General features: G+C 56.2%; 18 protein-coding genes. 5 read left to right on the top strand and 13 right to left on the bottom strand.

Annotated elements, in window-relative coordinates; translation table 11 throughout:
- The first annotated feature begins 5 nt into the window (after positions 1–5).
- Genes QP093_RS07325 through QP093_RS07315 form a run of 3 tightly spaced genes read left to right on the top strand, consistent with a single transcriptional unit; the run spans position 6 to position 1,948 of the window.
- Positions 6–962: a carbohydrate ABC transporter permease gene (locus QP093_RS07325; protein WP_257590327.1), complete on the top strand. Its 957-nt coding sequence runs from the start codon at positions 6–8 to the stop codon at positions 960–962.
- Positions 959–1,804, top strand: coding sequence for a carbohydrate ABC transporter permease (locus QP093_RS07320; protein ID WP_092648950.1), 846 nt, complete (start codon positions 959–961; stop codon positions 1,802–1,804). Before QP093_RS07325 ends, QP093_RS07320 begins: the two co-directional genes overlap by 4 nt.
- Before the next feature lie 18 nt (positions 1,805–1,822).
- Positions 1,823–1,948, top strand: coding sequence for a hypothetical protein (locus QP093_RS07315; RefSeq protein WP_285015943.1), 126 nt, complete (start codon positions 1,823–1,825; stop codon positions 1,946–1,948).
- 42 nt (positions 1,949–1,990) lie between these two features.
- On the opposite strand, the gene QP093_RS07310 is transcribed toward QP093_RS07315, so the two are convergent.
- From QP093_RS07310 to QP093_RS07295, 4 genes are all read right to left on the bottom strand, one after another.
- A complete protein-coding gene (locus QP093_RS07310; RefSeq protein WP_285015942.1) occupies positions 1,991–2,812 on the bottom strand; it encodes a carbohydrate ABC transporter permease in 822 nt (273 codons plus the stop codon).
- On the bottom strand, positions 2,809–3,714 hold the full coding sequence (locus tag QP093_RS07305) for a carbohydrate ABC transporter permease (protein WP_285015941.1): 906 nt from the start codon (positions 3,712–3,714) through the stop codon (positions 2,809–2,811). Before QP093_RS07305 ends, QP093_RS07310 begins: the two co-directional genes overlap by 4 nt.
- Before the next feature lie 85 nt (positions 3,715–3,799).
- On the bottom strand, positions 3,800–5,086 hold the full coding sequence (locus tag QP093_RS07300) for an ABC transporter substrate-binding protein (protein WP_074026222.1): 1,287 nt from the start codon (positions 5,084–5,086) through the stop codon (positions 3,800–3,802).
- Positions 5,087–5,460: 374 nt separating this feature from the next.
- The gene (locus QP093_RS07295) at positions 5,461–7,596 is read right to left on the bottom strand and encodes an alpha-galactosidase (RefSeq protein WP_285015940.1); all 2,136 of its coding nucleotides are present in this window, start codon (positions 7,594–7,596) and stop codon (positions 5,461–5,463) included.
- Between the two features lie 129 nt (positions 7,597–7,725).
- On the opposite strand from QP093_RS07295, the gene QP093_RS07290 reads away from it, so the two are divergent.
- Positions 7,726–8,868, top strand: a complete 1,143-nt coding sequence (locus QP093_RS07290) for an ROK family protein (protein ID WP_285015939.1) — start codon at positions 7,726–7,728, stop codon at positions 8,866–8,868.
- On the opposite strand, the gene QP093_RS07285 is transcribed toward QP093_RS07290, so the two are convergent.
- The 8 genes from QP093_RS07285 to QP093_RS07250 all read right to left on the bottom strand — a co-directional run bounded on the left by QP093_RS07285 (position 8,852) and on the right by QP093_RS07250 (position 15,227).
- Positions 8,852–9,481 carry a nucleoside/nucleotide kinase family protein gene (locus QP093_RS07285; protein ID WP_058237521.1) on the bottom strand — a complete coding sequence of 210 codons (630 nt, stop codon included), beginning with the start codon at positions 9,479–9,481 and terminating at the stop codon, positions 8,852–8,854. The genes QP093_RS07290 and QP093_RS07285 overlap by 17 nt on opposite strands.
- Entirely contained in the window at positions 9,462–10,046 is a 585-nt protein-coding gene (locus tag QP093_RS07280) for a phosphoribosyltransferase (RefSeq protein ID WP_285015938.1), read from the bottom strand. Before QP093_RS07280 ends, QP093_RS07285 begins: the two co-directional genes overlap by 20 nt.
- Positions 10,047–10,057: 11 nt before the next feature.
- A complete protein-coding gene (locus QP093_RS07275) occupies positions 10,058–11,188 on the bottom strand; it encodes a 6-phosphofructokinase (protein WP_070725521.1) in 1,131 nt (376 codons plus the stop codon).
- An 84-nt stretch (positions 11,189–11,272) separates the two neighbouring features.
- Positions 11,273–11,797 (bottom strand): SprT-like domain-containing protein, encoded by a 525-nt coding sequence (locus QP093_RS07270; RefSeq protein WP_285015937.1) that lies wholly within the window; start codon positions 11,795–11,797, stop codon positions 11,273–11,275.
- 9 nt (positions 11,798–11,806) lie between these two features.
- Positions 11,807–13,159, bottom strand: coding sequence for a carbohydrate ABC transporter substrate-binding protein (locus tag QP093_RS07265; protein ID WP_285015936.1), 1,353 nt, complete (start codon positions 13,157–13,159; stop codon positions 11,807–11,809).
- A 16-nt stretch (positions 13,160–13,175) separates the two neighbouring features.
- Positions 13,176–13,355: a DUF6903 family protein gene (locus QP093_RS07260; protein WP_058237517.1), complete on the bottom strand. Its 180-nt coding sequence runs from the start codon at positions 13,353–13,355 to the stop codon at positions 13,176–13,178.
- The gene (locus QP093_RS07255; protein WP_257590324.1) at positions 13,352–14,290 is read right to left on the bottom strand and encodes a carbohydrate ABC transporter permease; all 939 of its coding nucleotides are present in this window, start codon (positions 14,288–14,290) and stop codon (positions 13,352–13,354) included. The genes QP093_RS07260 and QP093_RS07255 overlap by 4 nt, the downstream gene beginning before the upstream one ends.
- A gap of 10 nt (positions 14,291–14,300) precedes the next feature.
- Positions 14,301–15,227 (bottom strand): carbohydrate ABC transporter permease, encoded by a 927-nt coding sequence (locus QP093_RS07250; RefSeq protein ID WP_083314351.1) that lies wholly within the window; start codon positions 15,225–15,227, stop codon positions 14,301–14,303.
- A 241-nt stretch (positions 15,228–15,468) separates the two neighbouring features.
- Between QP093_RS07250 and QP093_RS07245 the strand changes: the two genes are divergently transcribed.
- Positions 15,469–16,926, top strand: coding sequence for an alpha-L-fucosidase (locus QP093_RS07245; protein ID WP_285015935.1), 1,458 nt, complete (start codon positions 15,469–15,471; stop codon positions 16,924–16,926).
- On the opposite strand, the gene hrpA is transcribed toward QP093_RS07245, so the two are convergent.
- Entirely contained in the window at positions 16,916–21,268 is a 4,353-nt protein-coding gene (gene hrpA / locus QP093_RS07240; protein WP_285015934.1) for an ATP-dependent RNA helicase HrpA, read from the bottom strand. The two genes, QP093_RS07245 and hrpA, sit on opposite strands and share 11 nt — an antisense overlap.
- Positions 21,269–21,285 lie beyond the last annotated feature (17 nt).

Below are 21,285 nucleotides of genomic sequence, written 5' to 3'. Positions count from 1 at the left end.
TGCGCATGCATAAGTGGTACACGCCGTACATTCTTTTGGCCCCAGCTGTTATCTGGGTTCTGGTCTTCTCACTGTTGCCCTTCCTCAATACTGTCATCCTGTCTTTTACGAACGCCAAGCCCCTACAGCCAGCAACGTTCGTGGCATTCGATCAATACAGGCGCCTCCTGAACGATGAGATCTTTCACTTCGCCATCGGTAACGTCCTTGTCTATGCCTTGGTCTGCGTTCCGCTGCTGACATTCCTGCCTTTGCTTCTGGCCATGTTGGTTCACAGGAACATTCCGGGAATAGGCTTTTTTCGCACAACCTTCTATTTCCCCGTCATTGCGTCTGCTGTTGTGGTGGCAATTATCTGGGCATGGCTCTTCGAATCTCGCGGAATCGTGAACGCCACACTTGATGCTCTCGGGCTCAGTACCGTCGACTTCTTGATTCACCGATGGTGGATCATCTTCGTCGCCATCACTCTGACGGTGTGGAAGGGGCTGGGATATTACATGGTGATCTATCTGGTTGCACTGTCGAATGTCAATCCGGATCTATACGAAGCTGCAGAGATCGATGGTGCAGGAGCGTGGCGCAAATTCTGGTCTGTCACGGTGCCCGGTGTTCGCGGCGCAATGCTCCTGATATCCGCCCTTATTACAGTGTCGGCGATGCGAGTTTTCACGGAGATTTATACGATTGTTGGCTCCGGAGGCGGCCCCGGCGGTGAAGCACAAACCATGGTGGGACATATCAAACAGACCGGTTCGGGGCTGGCAGGGAACCTCGGCTATGCATCGGCATTGTCTGTGATCTTGTTCCTGCTCACCATTGTGCCGTTGGTAATGGTTGGGTGGATGAATCAGGGACAGGAGATCCGCGAAGCGATCAGAATCCACAGGCTCTCGCGAAAAGTGCGCCGTTCCATTGAACGCGGCGATAAGAGGTCCGAAAAAGAGAAGGTGTCACAATGACATCAAAGAAAACGCGCCAGATCTCAGGACTGACGATTCGCTATATCCTCCTGATCGTCATCTTCGTCATTTCTGTTTTCCCGTTTCTGTGGCAGCTTACGACGTCTCTCAAGGGGAAGAATGAAGATCTGTATTCGTTCCCTCCCAGTCTGATTCCGCATGACTTCACTCTGAGCAACTACGGAGAAGTCATGCGCACCATTCCCGTGTTTTCATACGCGTGGCACTCTTTGATCGTTGCGGTGTCGGTCGTTGTCCTGAACTGCTTTTTCTCGTTGCTCGCAGGGTATGCGTTGGCGTGCATGAAGTTCAAAGGCAAGGCGGTTGTCATGGCGATCATTTTGTCCACCTTGCTGCTGCCTGGCGAAGTAACATTTACCAGTCAGTATTTGACGGTGAAAGCGCTGGGGGCGGCCAATTCACTTGTTGGAGTAATCCTGCCCGGAGCGATCGGTGCGATCAACGTTTTGTTGATGGCCACGGCCTGTCGAGCTATTCCACAGGATATTCTGGATGCTGCTGCCATCGACGGTGCTACAACAGTCCAGCGCATACGCCACATTGTGTGGCCCAATGCCCGAGGCATGACAGCGGTCGTTGCCCTGATGAGCTTTATTGGCGCCTGGGATGATTTTCTGTGGCCACTCGTGGTGTTGTCAGACCCGGAAAAGTACACCCTCACAGTTGGAATGCAGTACCTGGCCTCGAACCAGACGCTGGGATCTGATCCGAGGGTCGTGGCTGCCGGAACGATTATCGCCCTCCTGCCAATTATCGTCCTGTTTGCAGCGACTCAGAAGTTCTTCTTCCGCGGAGTGGAAGTTGGCGGAGTGAAAGGTTAGGAACACGCTCATAGCGTGATGAGTGGCCCAGACAGCAAGTCGCCCTCGCTCATGATGAACGAGGGCGACCAGCGTGACGACGAATCGTGTTATTCGTCGTCCCTGTTGGAACTCATCAGCGTGTTGACCGAGAGCTATCTTTGAAGGTCGTGAAGTTATCTGATAAGCCGAAGAAACGATTGGAATTCACTTCACTGCACCGGCCACCATTCCCTTGATGAAATACTGTTGTAGTACCGCGTAAGCGATGACAACAGGAATAACTGAAATGAGAGCTGCTGCGGCAGCCGGCCCCAAATCTGCTCCAGAACTTGCGAAGAACGCAGAGATTGCGGGAGCAATTGTTCGGACAGACGGATCGCGCAAGAGGTAAACGCTTAAAGCGTACTCGTTCCACACATTAACCGACACCAAGATTATGACAGTTGCAGTGACTGGCTTCAGCATGGGGAAAACAACTCGAACTAGAGTAGAGATGAGTCCTGCACCGTCCATCATCGCCGCTTCTTCAATTGAGATCGGAAGGCCACGGATGAAAGATGAGTATAGGAAGATTGCGAGAGGCATCTGTGTTGTCACCATGACGAGAATCGCGCCCCAATAGGTATTTGTCCCTCCAATTTGAGTCAAGAATGAGTACAGAGGAACAAGAATCGATAGTGGCGGGATCATAATTAGGCCGATAATTGCACTCAAGATCAGCTTGTTGAACGTAGTCTGTCGTCTAGCAAGTGGATACGCTGCTAGAGCTCCAATTAGGCAAATCAGTACTGTCGAAACGAATGTGACAATAAAGCTCGAAAAAATAGCCTCTAATATGCGGCCTCGCTCGATAGCTACACAAAAATTCTCGAAGTATAGCATCGAAGGAGGCATCCATTGAGAAGACATATCTGTCTTAGGCTTGAATGCCGTGGTGAAAGCAATATAGAGCGGCACCATCTGAATGATGCACATCAGGCAAAGCGCTAGGAACGCGAGAACGTTAGACCACCGTTTCTTCATCATGCACCTTCCACTTGATGGTTGTTGAACCAAGAATTAAGAACGAAAGTGAATGCTGCGATCGTTATGAAGAGCACAATTCCCATAGCAGAGGCGTAGCCTGCAGTCTGACTGTCAAAGTAAGTCTTAGAAATAAGCGTCGAGATTGAATGCGTCGAGTATCCAGGACCACCGCCGGTCAGAACTTGAATAACGTCAAACAACTTGAGACCACCAATTAGGTTAAGGACGATCGAAGTAGCAAAAGCAGGCTGAAGAAGAGGCATGGTGATTGAGCGGAAACGAGTCCAACCCACAGCGCCGTCGACTGCCGCAGCCTCAAGATACATCTGAGGGATCGACTGTAGACCGGCCAGATAGATGACCATTGATATGCCAACGAATTGAATTGAGTTAACAAGAACAATGATGACAATCGCTAAGTGAGGGTTCGACAGCCATGCAACTCTATCGAGTCCGAAAGCGATCATGATGTCATTGAGACCGCCGTAGTTATAGGCGAACAGCAGATAGTACATTGTGCCCATCACTACAGGTGAGATTAAGACTGGTAGGTAGACGATAGCCCGCATTACAGTTCGGCCACGGAATTTCCTGTCGAGAGCAAGTGCTAGTGATAGTCCCAAAATTTGTTGTATCAGCGTCGATCCGAAACCGTAGATCAGTGTATTGACCAGTGCACTTAGGAAGATCTCGTCTGTAAAGAGCCTAAGGTAGTTCTTTGCCCCAACATTGTTATATCCAGCACTGTACCCATTCCAGTCGGTGAAAGATAAAGCAAAACCGTTGATTAAGGGGTAAATAGTGAATACGAGAAACAAAAGAACCGCTGGAACGTAAAGAAGGTTGACTCGACGTTTCGAGAAGACGCTCGGAACATTTGAAGTCTGTTTCTTATGTTTCAACTCATCCTCCTCTTTGAGATCGATAATTAATGAAAGAATTGGCCGGTGTATTAGTCGAAGTGACTAATACACCGGCAATCGGAACTTAGTTCTGACCGTAGAGCGTCTTGAATTGCGACTCCATTTGTTTGACAGCTGACGGTACATCACCTTGGAGAGAGATGATGGAATCAGCAGTCGAAACCATGGTGTCCCACATGCCGTTCGGCAGATAAACACGATCGAAATACGGTTCGAGAGGGATCTTGTTCGGCTCTACGAAGGTCTCGTAGCTTTCCTGTAGCGGGCCGAGATCTGACTTGGCGTTCGTCAGACCAGGAATGCCGCCAATCGCCGATGCGAGCTTTGCAGCATTCTCCGGTTCTGCGATGAAAGCGAGGTAGTCAAGTGCCTGATCCTTGTGCGGCGATGTCTTGGAAACGCCATATGCGTAGGCTTCACCACCGAGGAGGTACTTTGAACCGTTGTCATTTGGCACCGGCATATATCCGAGATGGGCCTCAGGATTGTATGTAAGTGCAGTTCCAACAACGTTGTTCTGAACGAACACGAACGCTGTCTCACCTTGTCCGAGAGCTCGAGCAATGTCGTCCATCGGTGCTGATGAATAGTCTGGATTGAAATAGCCAGCGTCAGCCCACTTCTTTATGTGCTCGAGCAGCACTGTATAGGGCTCTGAGGGGAATTCCCCGCTCTTGAGTGCTTCGCGGTTTTCTTCACTGTAAAATCCAGACGCCATGAAGTCTGCAATATTGCCTGCGAAGTAGTCATCTTTTCCGGATGCTGAAATCGGGATTACACCCAGATCCTTAATTGCAGCGAGAGCCGCGTCGAACTGCTCCCATGTTTCGATTGACTTAGGATCAATTCCTGCCTTATCCAGGACATCCTTATTGTAGACAATGCCCGCAACGTCGGTATTTGCCGGCAGCGCATAGAAATGTCCCTCTGAATCGCGCATGGCGTCATCAAGTGCTGGATTGAAATTGGCTGCCCAAGGCTGATCGTCAAGTGGTACGAGGAAATCGCTATATCTCTGCAGAGACCAGCCGTGGGTCGACCAGATGTCTGGTGGATCATTGCTCGCTAGCCGTACCTTAAGGTCAGCCTCATAGCTACTCGTCGTTGGCACGAGCTCAATTGATACGCCTTCGTGAGAAGCCTCGTACTCGTCGGTGATCTCCTGTAAGACTTCGAGAATGGGAACGTTCAGGCCGAGATTTGTTTGGAATTCAATTGTCCCCTCAGGCGTTGCGCCTGTCGAACCACTTTCGGAGCTTTGCCCTCCACCGCCATTTCCTCCACCGGTACACGCTGTAAGCGCAAGGCAAGTGCCTAATGTTGAAGCTAATAGTAGACTTCGATGTCTCATTGTATTTCCTTTGTTAAGCATTCTCGAATTATCAATCCAAGAACATGGTGATTTTTTCGGTAGATCGACCGTGCCCTGAGAACGTTAGGTGCAGAGATTCCCACTCTTTGAGTTAGACGCCTTTAATTCTTCAGGGAAGAATATTGATCCAAGGTTTAAGAAGTTTCGATTCCTTTATGTTCATCCTTTCTTGGTTAGGAAACGCCTCGAGAGATTAGTTGGCAGAACGTACGAGAATGGTATTTTGATCTGCTGCATCGTAGAGAATTTCCAGGCAGGTCTAAGATGCTTGCTTCTTCATTCCAATCACGAATCGAAAGCCGCAAGGAATCGTAATCGAGACATTCGGTTTTGGTACGCATTTAAAGTGGCTTCTACTGAGCGCTCTGAACTCTGAGTAGAACCGTCTGCATAGGGTTCAAATCGGGGAAGCGAATGCCAGCGTGAGTAAGAACCGCGCCGGGTAACATTAACCCTCGTTCCCACCACGGCACTGACCCGTGGCCATCTCCAATAGCTGAGCCGATGCCTTCAGGCAGGAGTTCTCGCAATGCGTAGGTCACGTCTTCGACAAGGCCAGGCAAGCGCAGCGGAGGTGTGGGTCGCTGCGCTGAAGTCCGTACTCGGGTTAAAGCAAAGACTGCGTCAGCGCCGTCCTGAGCAACTACGCCGTGAACCCAGTAGCCTGAGTCAGGATGATCGGCATGGACAACCCGACCCGAATGCAGTAATGGTCGAAGCTGCTTGTGCAACGTCACCCACTTTGCCAGCTCCTCAAGTTCGGTCGGGTCGGCGTTCGGTAGATCCCATTCAATTCCCATGTGAGAGAACATGGCGTTCGATGCGCGCAGAGGCAGGTTGAGCGTTCGACCGGTTTGGTGCGAAACGGTCGATGCAACATGTGAGCCAACCAATTCTGGCGGCAATAGTAAGGAAGTGCCGGCCTCGATTTGCAAGCGTTCGATTGGATCCGTGCAGTCTGATCCCCAAATCCGAACGGTGTGTTCCAATACACCTAGATCTATACGTCCGCCGCCTCCTGCACAGGATTCAATTTCGAGCGTGGAATGGATCTTGGTCAACTCGTCCATCAAGCGGTAGGTTGCCAGTGTCCGTTCATGGTAAGCGGGTTTGCCGGTGCGAGGTGAAACAGCCTCGTAGACGTCACGGTTAAAGTCCCACTTAATGTAGTCGATCGTTGTTGAATCGAGTACGGCAAGTATCTGTGACTTTACATATTCGTAAGCTTCCGGATTTGTCAGATCGATGACCTGCTGCTGGCGGGCTTCTCTTGGCTGGTGAGTGCGCGGCGAAAGGATCCAGTCCGGATGAGCACGTGCTACGTCGGAGTCAGGGCTGATCATTTCAGGCTCGAACCACAGTCCGAATTGCATGCCAGCATCGTGGACCGCGTCTGCCAGCGGTGCCAAACCGTCAGGCCACACCTCCTCGGAAACGGTCCAGTCACCGAGGCTGGTCGTGTCATCGCGCCTGCCGGAAAACCACCCGTCGTCGAGGACGAAACGTTCAGCTCCAACTTTTGCTGCTTCTGCGACCAATTCAAGTAGGTGTGGCAAGTTTTGATTGAAGTACACGGCTTCCCACGCGTTGAGCGTAACAGGGCGCGGCGTAGTCGGGTGTGCGGAGCGGTCTCGGACAAATTTATGGAAACGAGATGCTGCTTGATCGAGGCCTTCACCCCAGGTGCCGAAGAGCCAAGGAGTAGTGTAACTTTCCCCATGTGCCAAGCTAACTTCGCCTGGGTAAAGTAACTCGCCCCCCATGAGTCCTTGATAACCTTGCGTATCGCGCTCAGCGATCGTCCGTGTGTTTCCGGACCATGCGACGTGGATATAGTGGACGAGTCCGCGTTGCCAAGAAGTGGCTTTCTGGCACGTCCCGTGAATGCTGGAAACTGTGTGCGCTCGTGCCACACGAATCTCGCGCTGATGTGAACCGATAGTGAATTCGTGTATGTCGGTATTACGCTCGCGCAAGTGATGGCCACTTTGATCGATAACATACGTTTCCGTAGCCGGAGTGGGGAGTGCAAGAAGGAGAGAGTCTAGGTTATAACCGTCCTCGCCAGCATTCGTTAGAATCGCACGCGTTCGGAGTAGGCCTTCATCGGTAATTTCGAGTTCGATACTCAAATCGATGTTTGCCTCGTCATCGTGTGCATAGGCGATCATTGACGAAGGTGTTTGGTCAATCGTGTGGGTCACAAAAGAAGAAAATTGGGATAGCCCGTTTCGTGATCCAACCAAGCCGGGTGTTCCGAGCCAGCCGTCACTTTGTTGCGGAATTAAAGAAAAGAGTGGTGGAGTGTCGGCCATTCCTGACACGACAGCAGAGTACTGAGAGTCAGAGAAGTCGGCAGCGCTCTCGCTGGAGAGAGCGGGTAGGGTAGCTCCCCAGTAAAGGACTTGAGGAAGTGCCTTGTCTGATGTGCGAATAAAGACTGATGTTCCCCCGTTGATGAGGTGAAGTGTTGACGGTAGGTGCGTCACGTGAATCCCTCCATCGAGTTAGTGTGAAGTTGGGCGGCATCGCCCACTAACTTTCGATGTGAAAAATAGTAGCGTGAATGTACAGTGAATACAAGACAATGACGCATATATTTCGAGGAGACTGTCACAGTGGCTCGTTTATTCGACGACTCATCGCTGGCAACCGCTGCGCATATCCTGACGAAAGGCCCTGTTGCGCGAGCCGATATTGCACGCAGCCTTGAGCTGTCGCCGGCAACGCTGACGCGGCTGGTGCGCCCCCTCCTTTCGCGTTCGCTGGTTCACGAAACCTCATCGGGCATGTCACCTACCGGTATGGGTCGCCCCACCCAACTGCTTGAAGTTCCCGCAGATGAACACTCCTTCGTCGGAATCAACCTGACTGGTTCCGACATCCACGTTGTGCACACCAACACCCATGCCGAGATCCTGGATGCTCTGACTCAGCCGATTCCCTCGACCGATGTGTCCCAGTGTGCTGCTGAAATTCGACACCTGATCAGCACTGTGGCTCCCGGTGCAACTGCAGCAGCGATTTCACTGGGTGGGCGAGTGGACGGAACTGTTGTCCGATCCAGTCGATTCCTCGGGTGGGACAATATCGACCTGGCCCGTGAGCTCGACCTGACGATTCCACTGACAGTCATCAACGATGTTTCAGGCCTGACCATGCTGGAACTGTGGTTCGGACTGGGACGGAACTGCGAGGATTTCCTCATCATCACGGTCGGCGCCGGAATCGGACACGGCATGGTGCACGGTCTGCGAGCCGTGCGCTCGCCGCTGCGGGGCCTGGGTATGACGGCTCATATCCCCTTGGCCGGAGCGCATGGAGTATGTCAGTACGGTCATATCGGGTGCGCCAACGGCGCCTTGACGGTTCCCGCAGTGATATCTCGGGCGCGCTCGGGTCGCGCCATTGTCGACGATGACGGCCGCCCCGCCTCGGCTGACGAACTCATCGCTTTGGCTCAAGACGGTGACCAGGCCAGCCAGCGTGCCATCAGGGAATTTGCCACGAACCTTGCGGTCTATGTGCAGACAGTGGCATCAGCCGCCCTCGTGCGTGATGTTGTTCTGGACGGGGAAGGTGTGTGCCTGCTGGAGACACCGTGGGCGGACAATTTCCAGCGTGAACTGACGTCATTTTCCCGGCCCGATGACCCGCACATCCGCGTCCATCAGCGCTCCGGCAGTTTTGACCGTTGGGCGCAGGGCGCTGCCACCGCAGCGATCGTGCAGTGGCTGGTTGACTCTACGCTCGCACAGTAAAATCTGCGCGGCCCGCAGCCGCACACACCAGGTCAATATTGTCGCTGTCCACCGTTCGCACCCAGTGCGCCGCCTCGTCGGTACGCCGTCCGTGCTGCTTATGCCGCTCCACCAGGCGTCGCACCAGCTCGGTGCGATCAGTGTCGATGAAAACGAGCTCATCGAGCAGGCCGCGAACGTCACGCCATCTCGGCAGATCCACGCCCAGATAGTTCCCCTCCGTCAACACGATTCCCCGAGGGGCGATTGCGACGCTCGCAGCAATCGGCTCATGCATGTCGCGGCGATATTCGGGGGCGAAAACGGTTCCTTCGGCACGCCGAACGCGGCGCAGGATTTCACAATACCCATCAACATCAAAGGTGTCGGGAGCGCCCTTGCGGTCAGCCCGGCCCAACGCGTGCAGCACTGCATTCGACAGGTGGAAACCATCCATCGGAACAATTCCCGCGACCTCGATGCCGCGCTCATCCAACCCTCGTGCCACCAGGGCACACACCGTGGACTTACCAGTGCCGGGCGGGCCGGTTATTCCCAGCAGGCGCAGGCGGGGGTGAGCGGCGATGCGGTCAACGATCTGGCGAGCAACTGATTCAGACGCGCTTGGTGTCATTGTCCTGACTGCGCTGGATCACCGGCAATGTTGACCAGGGGAAATTGATCCACTTATCAGTCTCACGCCACATGTAGTCCGGTTCGATCACGGAGCGAGGCTTCTTATAGATCACCGCGCTGCGGGCCTCTGCCTTGACAGTGGTATGACCATCCAGTGACAAACCGTGAGCGTTGATCATGTCCATCACCATCTTCAGGGTGCTGCCGGAATCGGCAACATCGTCGACCACCAGGACGCGTTTGCCGTCCATCGCCGAAACATCCATCAAGGGGGGCAACAATTGCGGTTCAGTCAGAGTCTGACCCACCCCGGTGTAGAACTCGACATTCATCGTGCCCATCGCCTTGACGCCGATGGCGTAGGAAATCGCACCGGCGGGCAGCAGTCCTCCGCGTGCAATCGCGACAATCAGCTCCGGCATCCAGCCTGAATCCACAATGCTCTGGGTGAGTGCGCGCGAGGCATCACCGAACCCCTGCCACGTGAGGGTTTCGCGATCTGGCTGCAGGTCAGCTGGTCGTCCGTCGGCAGTGGTGGCTCCGTCATCGAATGGAAGTGTCACGAATAATCCTTCTAGTCGCCCATTCCGGTTCCGACGTGGCGTGCAGCAGTGATCCACGGGTGATCCAGAGGAACAGTCTTGAGTGTGCCGGCCACGTCCTTGAGCGGCACCGGCACAGCCGCCTGTCCCTGTGCTGCCACGGTGATGCCGTATTTTTTCTTGGCCACGAGATCCGCGCCAGCCCCGCCGAGCAACGTGCCAAGCATGCGGTCTTCAGCATTCGGCGTGCCGCCACGCTGCACATACCCCAGCACCGTCACGCGGGATTCCAACCCGGTAGCCGCTTCAAGTTCTTCGGCCAGTTTGAACGCGTTGCCACGGTGCGCCAGTTCCAGGGATTGCTTATGCATCTTGGCTGCCGACTTTGCTTCCGGGCTGTCTGCAGCAGACAGCAGTGCTTCAGCAGCTTCGAGGTCAGCGGTGTCCTGAGTGTCACGGGCGCCCTCGGCAATTGCGACGACCGAGAACGAATGCCCGGCCTCTGCGCGTTTGCGAATCGATGCGGCGATGGAGTCAATGGAATAGGCGATTTCGGGGATCAGGATGATGTCGGCGCCGCCGGCGATGCCGGCTCCCAGTGCCAGCCAGCCTGCTTTGTGACCCATAATTTCCACCACGATGATGCGGTGGTGGGAGTGGGCCGTTGAATGCAGACGATCAATCGCGTCGGTCGCGATACCCAGTGCCGTGGAGAATCCGAAACTTGTGTCGGTGTGCGCGATGTCGTTGTCAATGGTCTTGGGCAGGTGGATGACGTTCAGACCTGCTTTGGCCAGCCGGTTCGCATTCTTCGCAGTTCCGCCACCGCCGATGAACACGACACAGTCCAGTTTGTTCTTCTCGCAGTTCGCCAGGATCGTGTCCGTCATGTCAACGGTTTTGCCATTGACGTTCATCTTGTGCGGCTTGTCGCGCGAAGTTCCAAGGATCGTGCCGCCGACGGTCAGGATCCCGGAGAGGAAGCGTGAATCGATGGGAATGGTGCGGTTTTCCGCCATGCCGCGGATGCCGTCGCGGAAGCCGATCAGTTCCATCCCGTAATGCCCGATGGCCGCTTTTCCGAACCCGCGGATTGCTGCGTTAAGCCCAGGGCTGTCGCCCCCTGCGGTAAGGATTCCCACGCGCTGTAATTTCTTCGCCATGATCCGCTTCCTTCCTGTGCGCCGATCGGCAGTGATTCCCATGGTAGTGGACGAGGTCGTGCCACGAGTAATGACGAGGATGATTTAACGTCGTGAAGATCGGCGTGTCAGTGAGCGCAGTTCACGCTGGTAGCGCCCCGGTGGGGTACGAGGGTGGCCGAGGTGTTCCCACTGCCAGATCAAGGCGACATCAAAGTGTGGTGAACATGACGCGCATGACGACACGCGCCTGGGTGCGGAATATAAATACCTGCGTGCTCCGCAGCGCGGACAGGTTCCGATCCACGGTGCTTCAGGAGCAGGCAAGGCCGCGGACAGACGCGCCTCGGGTCGCGCTCCCAGGTTGCGAGCCGCCTTCTTCCATACCTCGTCATGGTGGTGGCTGGCGCCGGCCAGAGCGTGAGCTACTTCGTGAGCGATGACGTCTCGAATTTCATCTGGGGAATACAGCGTCATCAGCGACCGAGAAAACGACAGGGTGTGCGTCGTGTGGTTGCACTGTCCAGCACGACGGCGTGCACGGTCGAACTGAACAGTCCAACCATGCACGCCGTGCGAAGTGAGCAGGGTTTGTGCTTCTTTAAGCACCCAGCTCAGATCATCAGTCACCTGGACAGGTTACTTCTGATCTTTGGGCATCGCCTCATTCAGAGCGTTCGAATCGTCGTTGAGCTTTTTCTGCCACTCATCAACGGTCTTCTTGCCCGAGGCAATTGAGTCGATCGTTGAGTACAGGTCATCCTTGATACTGACACCTTCAACGCTTGCATTCTGGCTGAAGGAGGTGCCGGGAATAATCTTGACGCCTTCCTGGTCGAAAGCACCATACAACTCAGCGAGTTCTGGTTCGAGCTTGTCGGTAATGCCCTTGATGGGCTGAGCTTGACCAATCTTGGCGAAGATTTCGGCAGCCTTGTCGGAGTACATGAATGCCATGAAACGCTTAGCTTCTTCAGGGTTCTTTGCCTGAGTTGGCGTCCACAGTGCGTCCATCAGTACCGTCAGGTAGCGCTCGTCGGGAGTAAAACCGGGAGCGGGTGAGAGCGCCCACTTGAAGTTTTCAGTCTTCGGGGCGTCCTTCATTTCGTTGCGGATCCAAGTTCCGTTGGGCATGAACACTGCATCACCATTGAGAACCGTCTGCTGATTCTTCTTTGAGTCCTGCACGTTTGCGTATCCCAGTGTGTCCGGGTGCAGGTAATCGGGGCTGACGATCTTGCCGATCGTGTCGAGGACTTTGCGGGCCTCGTCCGACTTCCACACGTCCTTCTTATAGAACATCACGTCCTGGAAGAGCTGTTCGCCGCCAGCGTCTGCGAGCAAGGCACCCACGAGCGAATCGAAGTAGCCTGAGGTTGCGTAGGTGAAGACCGAGATACCTTTTTCCTTGGACTTCTTGCCTAGTTCGAACATTTCATCCCATGTTTGCGGAACTTCCCAGCCGTTCTCTTCCAGCAGGGTCTTGTTGTAGACCAATCCGGCAGGTGAGTAGAACGTCGGCAGCAGGAAGGTACGATCGTCGCCATTTGGGTTCGTGTAGGGTCCGATGATGCCGTCGATCAGCTTTTCGCCAACGGTGACTTCCTCGCCGGGAATTTGCATCGACAGGACATCGGTGACATCGGCAATTGCGTTGTCACCGAGCATGGTTTCAACGAGCCCGGCCTTTGCATTCAGGCCACGCTGGACCAAGTCCGGGTACCTGCCCGCTTTCATGCCAGGCATGATTTCGTCTTCGATTTCCGTTGACGTCACAAGGTTGACTTCCACGTCAGGGAACAGTTCCTTGTAGGCTGCCACGACCTCCTGGTAGGGTTCAGGGCCGTTTCCGCCATCGAAGAACGCCAGGTTCAACGTCGATTTGCCGTCTGATGCGCTTTGAGATCCGCCGGCGCCGCATGCGCCTAGCGTTGCCGTCAACGCAAGGCAGGTTCCCGCGCACAACAAAGTGCGTTTGGTGTGAAGTTTCACGATTACCTCTTTCTAGTTAGCGGTATTGATGGTTGTAGAAAGCGAGCATGCCGAGGACGCCAGCCAGTCCGATTAGCTGGATGCCGAGGCTACCCCAGCTGGTTGTACGTTGACCGATGACGACCAGTGCAACGAAGAATATGAAGATCAATGCGGCACCGATCATGCCGATAATTCGTAGTGCGCGGTCGCTCATCCCTTGATACCTCCAGCATTGGTGACGTTGAGTAGACGCTTTTGAACGAGTGAATAGAAAATGATCACTGGAACGATCACGATGACCATGCCTGCGTACAGGCGGCCGTAATTGGTGGCTGCCCGTTGCGTTGCCATCAGGTTGAGCAGACCGACCTGGACGGTGCGGCTGGATGAATCGGTCATCAGCGTCATTGAAATGATGTAGTCATTCCAGAAGCTCAGGAAGTTGAAGAGCATTGCCATGGATATGGCTGGTGTCGCCATGGGGAAGAAAATGCGAACCATGACGGTGAACTGGTTGGCGCCATCAAGCAAGGCAGCTTCTTCGTAATCTTCAGGGATGCGCGCGAAGAAGTCCTGGAGCAGGAACACTGTGAAGGGCAGTGAAGTTGAGGCGTACACAATGGCAAGTACCACGAGGTTGTTAATGAACAGGCCGTTGGGGAACCACTGGTATACCGATGAGTCGAATCCGACCAGCATCAGGAAGATTGGGACGACAATATAGTTCACGTTAATGAACAGTCCGCCTTGGATGGCCATCTGCAAGATCCTGCGGCCAGGGAAGTCGAATCGTGCCAGTACGTAAGCGCAAGGCAGCGCGATAGCGACAACTAGCACCATTGCCAGAGCAGTGACGAACAGAGAATTCAAGAAAAAGTCGCCGATTCTGGCGTCGGTGAAGGCGTCGACGTAGTTCTGTAGGTAAAGGCTGCGAGGTAGGGACCACGGGTTTCCGTAAAACTCGTCTCTCTGCTTGAAGGAGGCAAGGAAAACCCAGATCGTCGGGATGACGATCGTCAGGGAAACCAAGACGAGAATGACTTGGTTGAAGATGCGATGCGGGGTCCACCTGTCGGCAACACTCCCCGAGGCTTTGCGCATCCTCTTTGAAGAGGATTTCTTCGTGGAAACTGAAACTGTTGGTGTCATCTTTCTTCCCTCACAGCTCAATTGGTTCGCGTTTGGTCGCGCGGCTGACGATCAATGACAAGATGAAGCTAAACAGGAAGATCACTACTCCGATCGCCATGCCGTAACCGTATGAGGAGTTTGTATAGGCCTGGTCGTACATGTATCCCAGAATGACTTGGGATGCGTTATCTGGACCGCCGTCAGTCATTGCCTTAACAAGGACGAAACTCAGATTGACCGACCCTAGGATGAAGAAAATCAATGTCGTTCGGATGTTGCTCCAGATCAGTGGCACCGTCACGCTCACCAGGGTACGGATCTGGCCGGCTCCGTCCAATGATGCTGCCTCGTACAGGCTCTTATCGATGCCAGTCATGGACGCCATATACATCACCATGTAGTAGCCAAAGGACTGCCATACCATTGCGAATGCGATTGAGAAAATGACGATCTTGTGGTCGCCGAGCCAGACTTGCTTAAGCCAGTCAAGACGCAGGATGTGCAAGGTACCGTTTACTAGGCCAGTATCAGCCTGGTCGTAAATGACGGAGAACATTGCTGCGATGACAACTGCCGATAGAATCGACGGAATATACATCACGAAGCGGAGCAGATTTGCTCCGAGAATCTTCGTTTGAATCAGCATTGCAGCAAAGATCACGGCAACGGGCATCGTGATACATGTCACGACAACAAGTAGTAGAAGGGTGTTTTGTAGCGAGTGGACGAAATTCATGTCACCCAACAAAATCTTGAAGTTGTTCAGCCCAACGAATTCGGGAACACCAGAAAAACCGCTCCATTTGTAGAGTGACATTCTGAAAATGTTGATCGTCGGAACGACGATGAAGACAGTGAACAGGATGGCCGTCGGGAGTGCGCACGCAATACCGAAGATGCTTCGATTGCGCTGAAGCTCGGCTGACCTGCGCTTTCGCCTATTTGTCGTTGACATAGTTGATCCTCTTTGAGTTGAAAGAAAGGATGTGAGGGTGCTCCGCCAAATAGCGTGACAACATCGGCATCCTCAATTCGTCAGAATCCAAGTCTCCGGGTCATTGACATTTACTGTCAGCTGGCCGGAAAAGAACCTCGTAACAATCTACATCAGAAAGGGTGCCAAACTATCACAAGTTAGTGAGTGTTATGTAACATTTAATCGCTGCTGTCAGATACAAAGAAAAGGACTTTCCATCATGCATGCGGGTGACGCACTGACCTATCTGTCCAACGTTCGACCATCATTCCGTCAGCTCCGCTGGCAGGAGATGGAAATGTACGCCTTCATCCACTTCGGCATGAACACGATGACAGACCGCGAATGGGGCGAGGGGCACGAAGATCCTGCACTCTTCACCCCCGGCAACGTTGACACCGACCAGTGGATGCGCGCCCTCAAAGATGCCGGAATGACAGGCGTGATCCTCACCTGCAAACACCACGACGGTTTCTGCCTATGGCCCAGCGCCTACACTGACCACAGCGTCGCCTCCAGCCCCTACCAGGGTGACATCGTCGCACAAGCTAGCGAATCAGCCCGTCGCTTCGGCCTCAAATTCGGCGTCTACCTGTCCCCGTGGGATCGCACCGAAGCCACCTACGGGCAAGGCGTCGCCTACGACGACTTCTTCGTCAACCAGCTCACCGAGCTGCTCACCAACTACGGCCCGATCTTCTCCGTCTGGTTCGACGGCGCCAACGGTGAAGGAGAGAACGGCAAGGTCCAGTACTACGACTGGGAACGATATTTCACCCTGATCCGCGCCCTGCAGCCCGAAGCAGTCATCAACATCTGCGGACCCGATGTGCGCTGGTGCGGGAACGAGGCCGGCGTTGCCAGGCCGGCAGAATGGAGCGTCCTTCCAGCAGAACTCCAGTCCGCCGAACGCACACAGGAACACTCTCAAAAAGCAGATGACGGCACATTCTCACGCGAAGTGAAATCCACCGACGAGGACCTCGGATCGCGAGCCGCCCTCGCCAATTACGACGGGCCGCTCGTGTGGTACCCGGCCGAAGTGGACACGTCGATCCGAACCGGATGGTTCCACCACGCCGCCGAAGATGAGCACGTGCGCACCCCTGATGAACTGTTCGCCATCTGGCGCGGCAGCGTCGGCGGGAACTGCTCGCTGCTGCTCAACGTGCCACCCACCCGCAAGGGCGTCCTGGCCCAACCCGACATCGATTCGTTGAAGGGGCTGGGAGATTTGGTGCGCGACTTCTATGCGCGCCGCATCAGCACCGTCACCGTGGACGCGTCCACGTCAACCGTGCCTGATACGCTCACCGCCCAGGCGGGCACCCCGTTCGATGACTCGTACGACCCCCTCATTCCCGCCCTGCTGACCGCCCCGTACTGGCAGCCGGACGAGGGAGACTCAGCGCCCACGCTGACCATCAGCTTCGACCGGTCCACGACTGTTAGCGCCGTCATTATCCGTGAAGCCATCGCTGAAGGCCAGCGCATCGATCGAATCACGGTGCGCGGCACCTGCCCAAATGGCACCACAGTTGACCTGGGCGGCGCGAACTCAGTGGGCTACCAGCGCATCATTTCGTTCGATCCGGTCGAACTGGCCAGCATCACAGTGTCGGTCGAGCAGTCACGCGGATCAGTGCGCCTGGCGCACGTATGGCCAGTCAGTGCCTGAGCAGGGAGTAGATCCTCTTGGCTGAAACTTTCCGCGGAGTGCCCAGCTGCTGAGCGAACAGTGAGACGCGCAGCTCTTCGAGCATCCAGCGCGCCTCGCTGATCGTGCGCGCCCGCTTCGCATTGAACGGATGCTCATCCAATGCGCGTTTCGCCTGCTCAATGGCGTCTTCAACATCACCGATCACGTGCGCATTCTGCGCGTCCTGATCGAGCATGGGTCGCCCTCGCGCCGCACGGTCAAGGCGCACGGCACCGGCACGCACATACCTGGCCAGGTGAGGCAGAACCTCAAACGGTGTGGCTGAAATGAAACCGGGGAAGACCAGCGCCTCAGTCGTATCACGCACCTCCTGGCGAACTTCATTCAGTGACGCGTGCTGATGAGTACGCACACTGTCCGCCACCTCGCTGGAAGCCTCAAGCGTGCGGATCACATGCTGAAGGATCTCGTAAACACGGTCTTCATGCAGGTCGCGGGCCTGCGCAACCAGGCTGTCGAAACGGGTGCGTTTGCGGATCGCTGCCGGCCCGTCATCACCGGAAAGCTGGTCCACCAGGCTCAACGCGGAGGCCCACTGTGCGTCAGCAACCAGCGCCTGCGTCGACTCATACGGGGAGGCAGCCAGCATCATTGCCTGCCGGCCACTCCACCGGGTCGTTACCCGCGCAGTCGCCAGCTGAACTTCGCGCACCAATAGCCGCGCCACCCCCACGCGGTGCAGACGGTTCGCCTCATCGGGATTCGCCACGATCTGCAGACGCACCTCATCTTTGTCAGAAACAAGCGCCGGGAAACCGCGCAATGCCACCTGCGTCGCATCTGGCTCCACCGACCAGGGCACATCGTCGGGAAACTCCGTGACAGGTTCCGGTGTCAGCGCAGGCGAGGGTGCAGCCGCCCGTGCAAACGCTTCGGCCACAGCCCCGCGAACAGCGGTGCGCACGGCATCGTCGGCTGTGCGTGCCAACGTGCGCTGCAGGTACGTCAATGACGGACCCGAACCCAGCTCACGACCATCCTGATCCACCACTCGCAGCGTCATCACAACATGGGAGGGAACATTCTCACGCGCATGAGCCAGATCCTTTGCACTCAGGTCAACGCCACGAATCTGACGCACCGCATCAGCGAACACCTCCTCAAAAGGCGGACGCCTGGCGGGATCGGGATCAATGCCGGCCGAGCGCTTCACGACCGGGGCATGGTCTGGCTCTGGCTGCGACTGCGCAGATGCCGTCCTGTTGCGCCTGACTGATCCGCTGGTCGCCCCCCACTTGGCCAGGCGATCCATCGCGGCGTTCAGGGAACGAGGATCCTCAGGCTCGTCCACTTCAACGCTCACGACTTCATCGTCCCCGCCGATGCGTGAACGAATCCATTGAGCCACATCCACTCCCACTTCCGGAGCCGGAGCCAGCAAACGCCGTTTCGCTTTAGGCAGCGCGCGGATCGTCTCAATCACCAGTTCGTCCAGCAATCCAGGCACCAGCCAGTCCATGCCGCGTCCCGTCACGCGCGGAAGCTCTTCTACACGAATCGTCGCCGTCACGCCGTCACGGGCGGCACCGGGGTGAAACTCGTAGGACAGGGGGAACTCCAGGTCGCCCTCGTTCCACGTGTCAGGAAATGCGTCGGCATCCGTTCCCGAGCCGCGCGGCAACAGCAGCTGTGGCGGGTACGTCAGCAGGTCAGGCTTCGAGCGACGCTTTTTGGCCCACCACCGGTCAAAGTGGCGGGCAGAGATGATGCCCTCAGGCAGCAGGTCGTCAAAGAAATTGACGAGGGAGTCTTCGCCTGCAACGAGTCCGCTCGTGCGTGAACGCTGCTCCACCTCATGAGCCTGCTCCAGCAGGTCACGATTCTGTGCCATGAAACGGTGGTGCTCACGCCATTCGCCACGCACCAGTGCATGGCGGATAAACATTTCGCGCGCCAACTGGCGTGCAGTCAGCGGCTCAATCTCTTCCACGCTGACGGGGGAGTCCTCCTCAACGGTCGTTTCTCCCAGGGCGTCCGACAGTGCATCAGCGAACACACTGGGCCCCTCATGGCCGCGCAAACCCTGCGCAATACCAGCCAGTGTTCCCGGACGCGCTACTCGGGAACGGCGTGGGCCACCCTCGTCCATCGTGATGTCGAGCCTGCCGAGCAGGACCGTACGGTCAGCTTCCAGCGTCAACCCGTACAGCATGGTTTTCTGGTGGATCATCGCAGCGCCCTTGCCTGATGACCAGTATGGTTCGGAATAGACGCGGGTGAGCAGAGGGCCGGCCAGAGGCTCGATCCACTCGGGTTTGATGCGCGCCACCGTGCGGGCGAACAGGCGCGAAGTTTCGACCAGCTCCGCCGTCATCACCCATTCGGGGTGGCTGCGGGTCAGGCCGGAGCCGGGCCAGATGGTGAATCGTGTGCCGCGAGTGCCCGCATACTCCTTCTTCGCCGGATCCCAGTTACCCAGGTTTGACAGTAAGCCAACCAGAAGCGAGCGGTGGATTTCGTCAGCATCAGGTGAGGACGTTGAACGCGTGTAGGCAACGGCTGCGCGCGCAGCGGCGTTTGCGATTCCGCCACTGTTGGCAGCAAACGCCACTTCTTTCGGGCTGGGAATGCCGATGCGGTGAGTATCCAGGCCGAGGGGGCGCGCCATGTCCCGCAACTGCCCGACCACGTCACGCCATTCACGAAAACGCAGATAGTGCAGAAACTCTGCGCGGCACATGCGGCGGAAAGCGGAGCCGGACAGGTCACGTGACTGCACGTTGAGGTAGCGCCAGATGTTCAGGTAGGTGATGAAATCTGAATGCGGATCCACGAAGCGCGCATGCGCCTGGTCGGCAGCCTGCTGAAAGTCCAGAGGGCGCTCGCGGACATCCTGGATCGACAGGGCCGCCACGATGACAAGGACATCGGAGCCGCATCCGTTACGGTCACCTTCAATGAGAATGCGGCCCAGCCGCGGATCGATCGGCAAATGCGCCAGGGAGCGGCCGATCGCCGTCAGCCCGTGGTCAGCGGTCAGTGCCCCGATTTCCACCAGAAGCTGCAGGCCGTCCCGAACGGCACGCTGCGCGGGAGGGTCGATGAACGGGAAGCGCTGCACGTCACCCAACCCCAGTGACACCATCTGCAAGATGACGCTGGCAAGTGAGGTACGCAGAATCTCCGGCTCGGTGTACTCGGGGCGCGCGTCGAAGTCATCCTCGGAATACAGCCTGATCGCCACGCCGTTGGCGACGCGGCCACAGCGTCCGGCCCGCTGGTTCGCTGAAGCCTGCGAGATCGGCTCGATGGGCAGGCGCTGCACCTTCGTGCGGTTCGAGTAGCGGGAAATGCGCGCCAGACCCGGGTCGATGACATATCGGATCCCCGGCACAGTCAGTGACGTTTCGGCAACGTTCGTGGCCAGGACAATTCTGCGACGCGAATGACGTTCAAAGATTCGGTGCTGTTCGGCCGATGTGAGCCGCGCATACAGCGGCAAGATGTCAATGTCAGAAGTGCTTCCTAGATGGTCAGCCAGCGCCTGCTGCGTGTCACGGATGTCGCGCTCACCGGGCAGGAACACCAAAATGTCGCCGGGGCCTTCCGTACACAGTTCATCGACAGCGCGGCAGATACCTTCATCCTGGTCGATGTGGTCAACCTCGTCGTCAAAAAGCGGTTCGTAGCGTATGTCGACCGGGTAGGTACGTCCGGTCACCTCGATGACAGGTGCGGGGTCCTCCGGTGTGCCGAAGTGACGGGCAAAGCGCTGCGAATCGATCGTGGCGGAGGTGATGATGACCTTCAGATCAGGGCGCGCAGGAAGTAGGCGGGAGAGGTACCCCAGGATGAAATCGATGTTGAGGGAACGCTCATGAGCTTCGTCGATAATCAGAGTGTCGTAACGACGCAACAGTGGGTCCGACTGGATCTCAGCGAGCAAAATGCCGTCAGTCATGAGTTTCACCAGCGTCGTCGGGCCGACCTCGTCAGTGAAACGAACCTGGTAGCCCACAACCTGGCAGGGATTCTTCCCGACTTTTTGGCCCAGCTCATCCGCGATACGTTCAGCAACAGTGTGTGCGGCGAGGCGTCGGGGTTGAGTGTGTCCGATCATGCCGGTCACGCCGCGTCCCAGCTGCAGACAGATCTTCGGGAGCTGGGTCGTCTTGCCTGAGCCGGTTTCCCCGGCCACCACGACAACCTGGTGATCCCGAATCGCAGCGGCGATCTCGTCGCGCCTGTCGCTGACCGGCAAATCCGGGTATGTGATCACCGGAATTGCGGCGACGCGCTGCGCAAGCTGTTCAGGTGTGAACGGCTTGAACGCTGAATGTTTACGTGGTCGTCGGGGCACCGGCCCAGTCTATGTCG

Source organism: Pauljensenia sp. UMB10120, assembly GCF_030212035.1.
Taxonomy (GTDB): Bacteria; Actinomycetota; Actinomycetes; order Actinomycetales; family Actinomycetaceae; genus Pauljensenia; species Pauljensenia radingae_A.
This window is presented reverse-complemented; position numbering and strand designations above follow the sequence as displayed.

Coding starts and splice junctions, on each gene's coding strand:
- QP093_RS07325 (WP_257590327.1), top strand. CDS start 6: ATGCATAAGTGGTACACGCCGTACATTCTTTTGGCCCCAGCTGTTATC.
- QP093_RS07320 (WP_092648950.1), top strand. CDS start 959: ATGACATCAAAGAAAACGCGCCAGATCTCAGGACTGACGATTCGCTAT.
- QP093_RS07315 (WP_285015943.1), top strand. CDS start 1,823: ATGAGTGGCCCAGACAGCAAGTCGCCCTCGCTCATGATGAACGAGGGC.
- QP093_RS07310 (WP_285015942.1), bottom strand. CDS start 2,812: ATGATGAAGAAACGGTGGTCTAACGTTCTCGCGTTCCTAGCGCTTTGC.
- QP093_RS07300 (WP_074026222.1), bottom strand. CDS start 5,086: ATGAGACATCGAAGTCTACTATTAGCTTCAACATTAGGCACTTGCCTT.
- QP093_RS07285 (WP_058237521.1), bottom strand. CDS start 9,481: ATGACACCAAGCGCGTCTGAATCAGTTGCTCGCCAGATCGTTGACCGC.
- QP093_RS07275 (WP_070725521.1), bottom strand. CDS start 11,188: ATGGCGAAGAAATTACAGCGCGTGGGAATCCTTACCGCAGGGGGCGAC.
- QP093_RS07260 (WP_058237517.1), bottom strand. CDS start 13,355: ATGAGCGACCGCGCACTACGAATTATCGGCATGATCGGTGCCGCATTG.
- QP093_RS07255 (WP_257590324.1), bottom strand. CDS start 14,290: ATGACACCAACAGTTTCAGTTTCCACGAAGAAATCCTCTTCAAAGAGG.
- QP093_RS07250 (WP_083314351.1), bottom strand. CDS start 15,227: ATGTCAACGACAAATAGGCGAAAGCGCAGGTCAGCCGAGCTTCAGCGC.
- QP093_RS07245 (WP_285015935.1), top strand. CDS start 15,469: ATGCATGCGGGTGACGCACTGACCTATCTGTCCAACGTTCGACCATCA.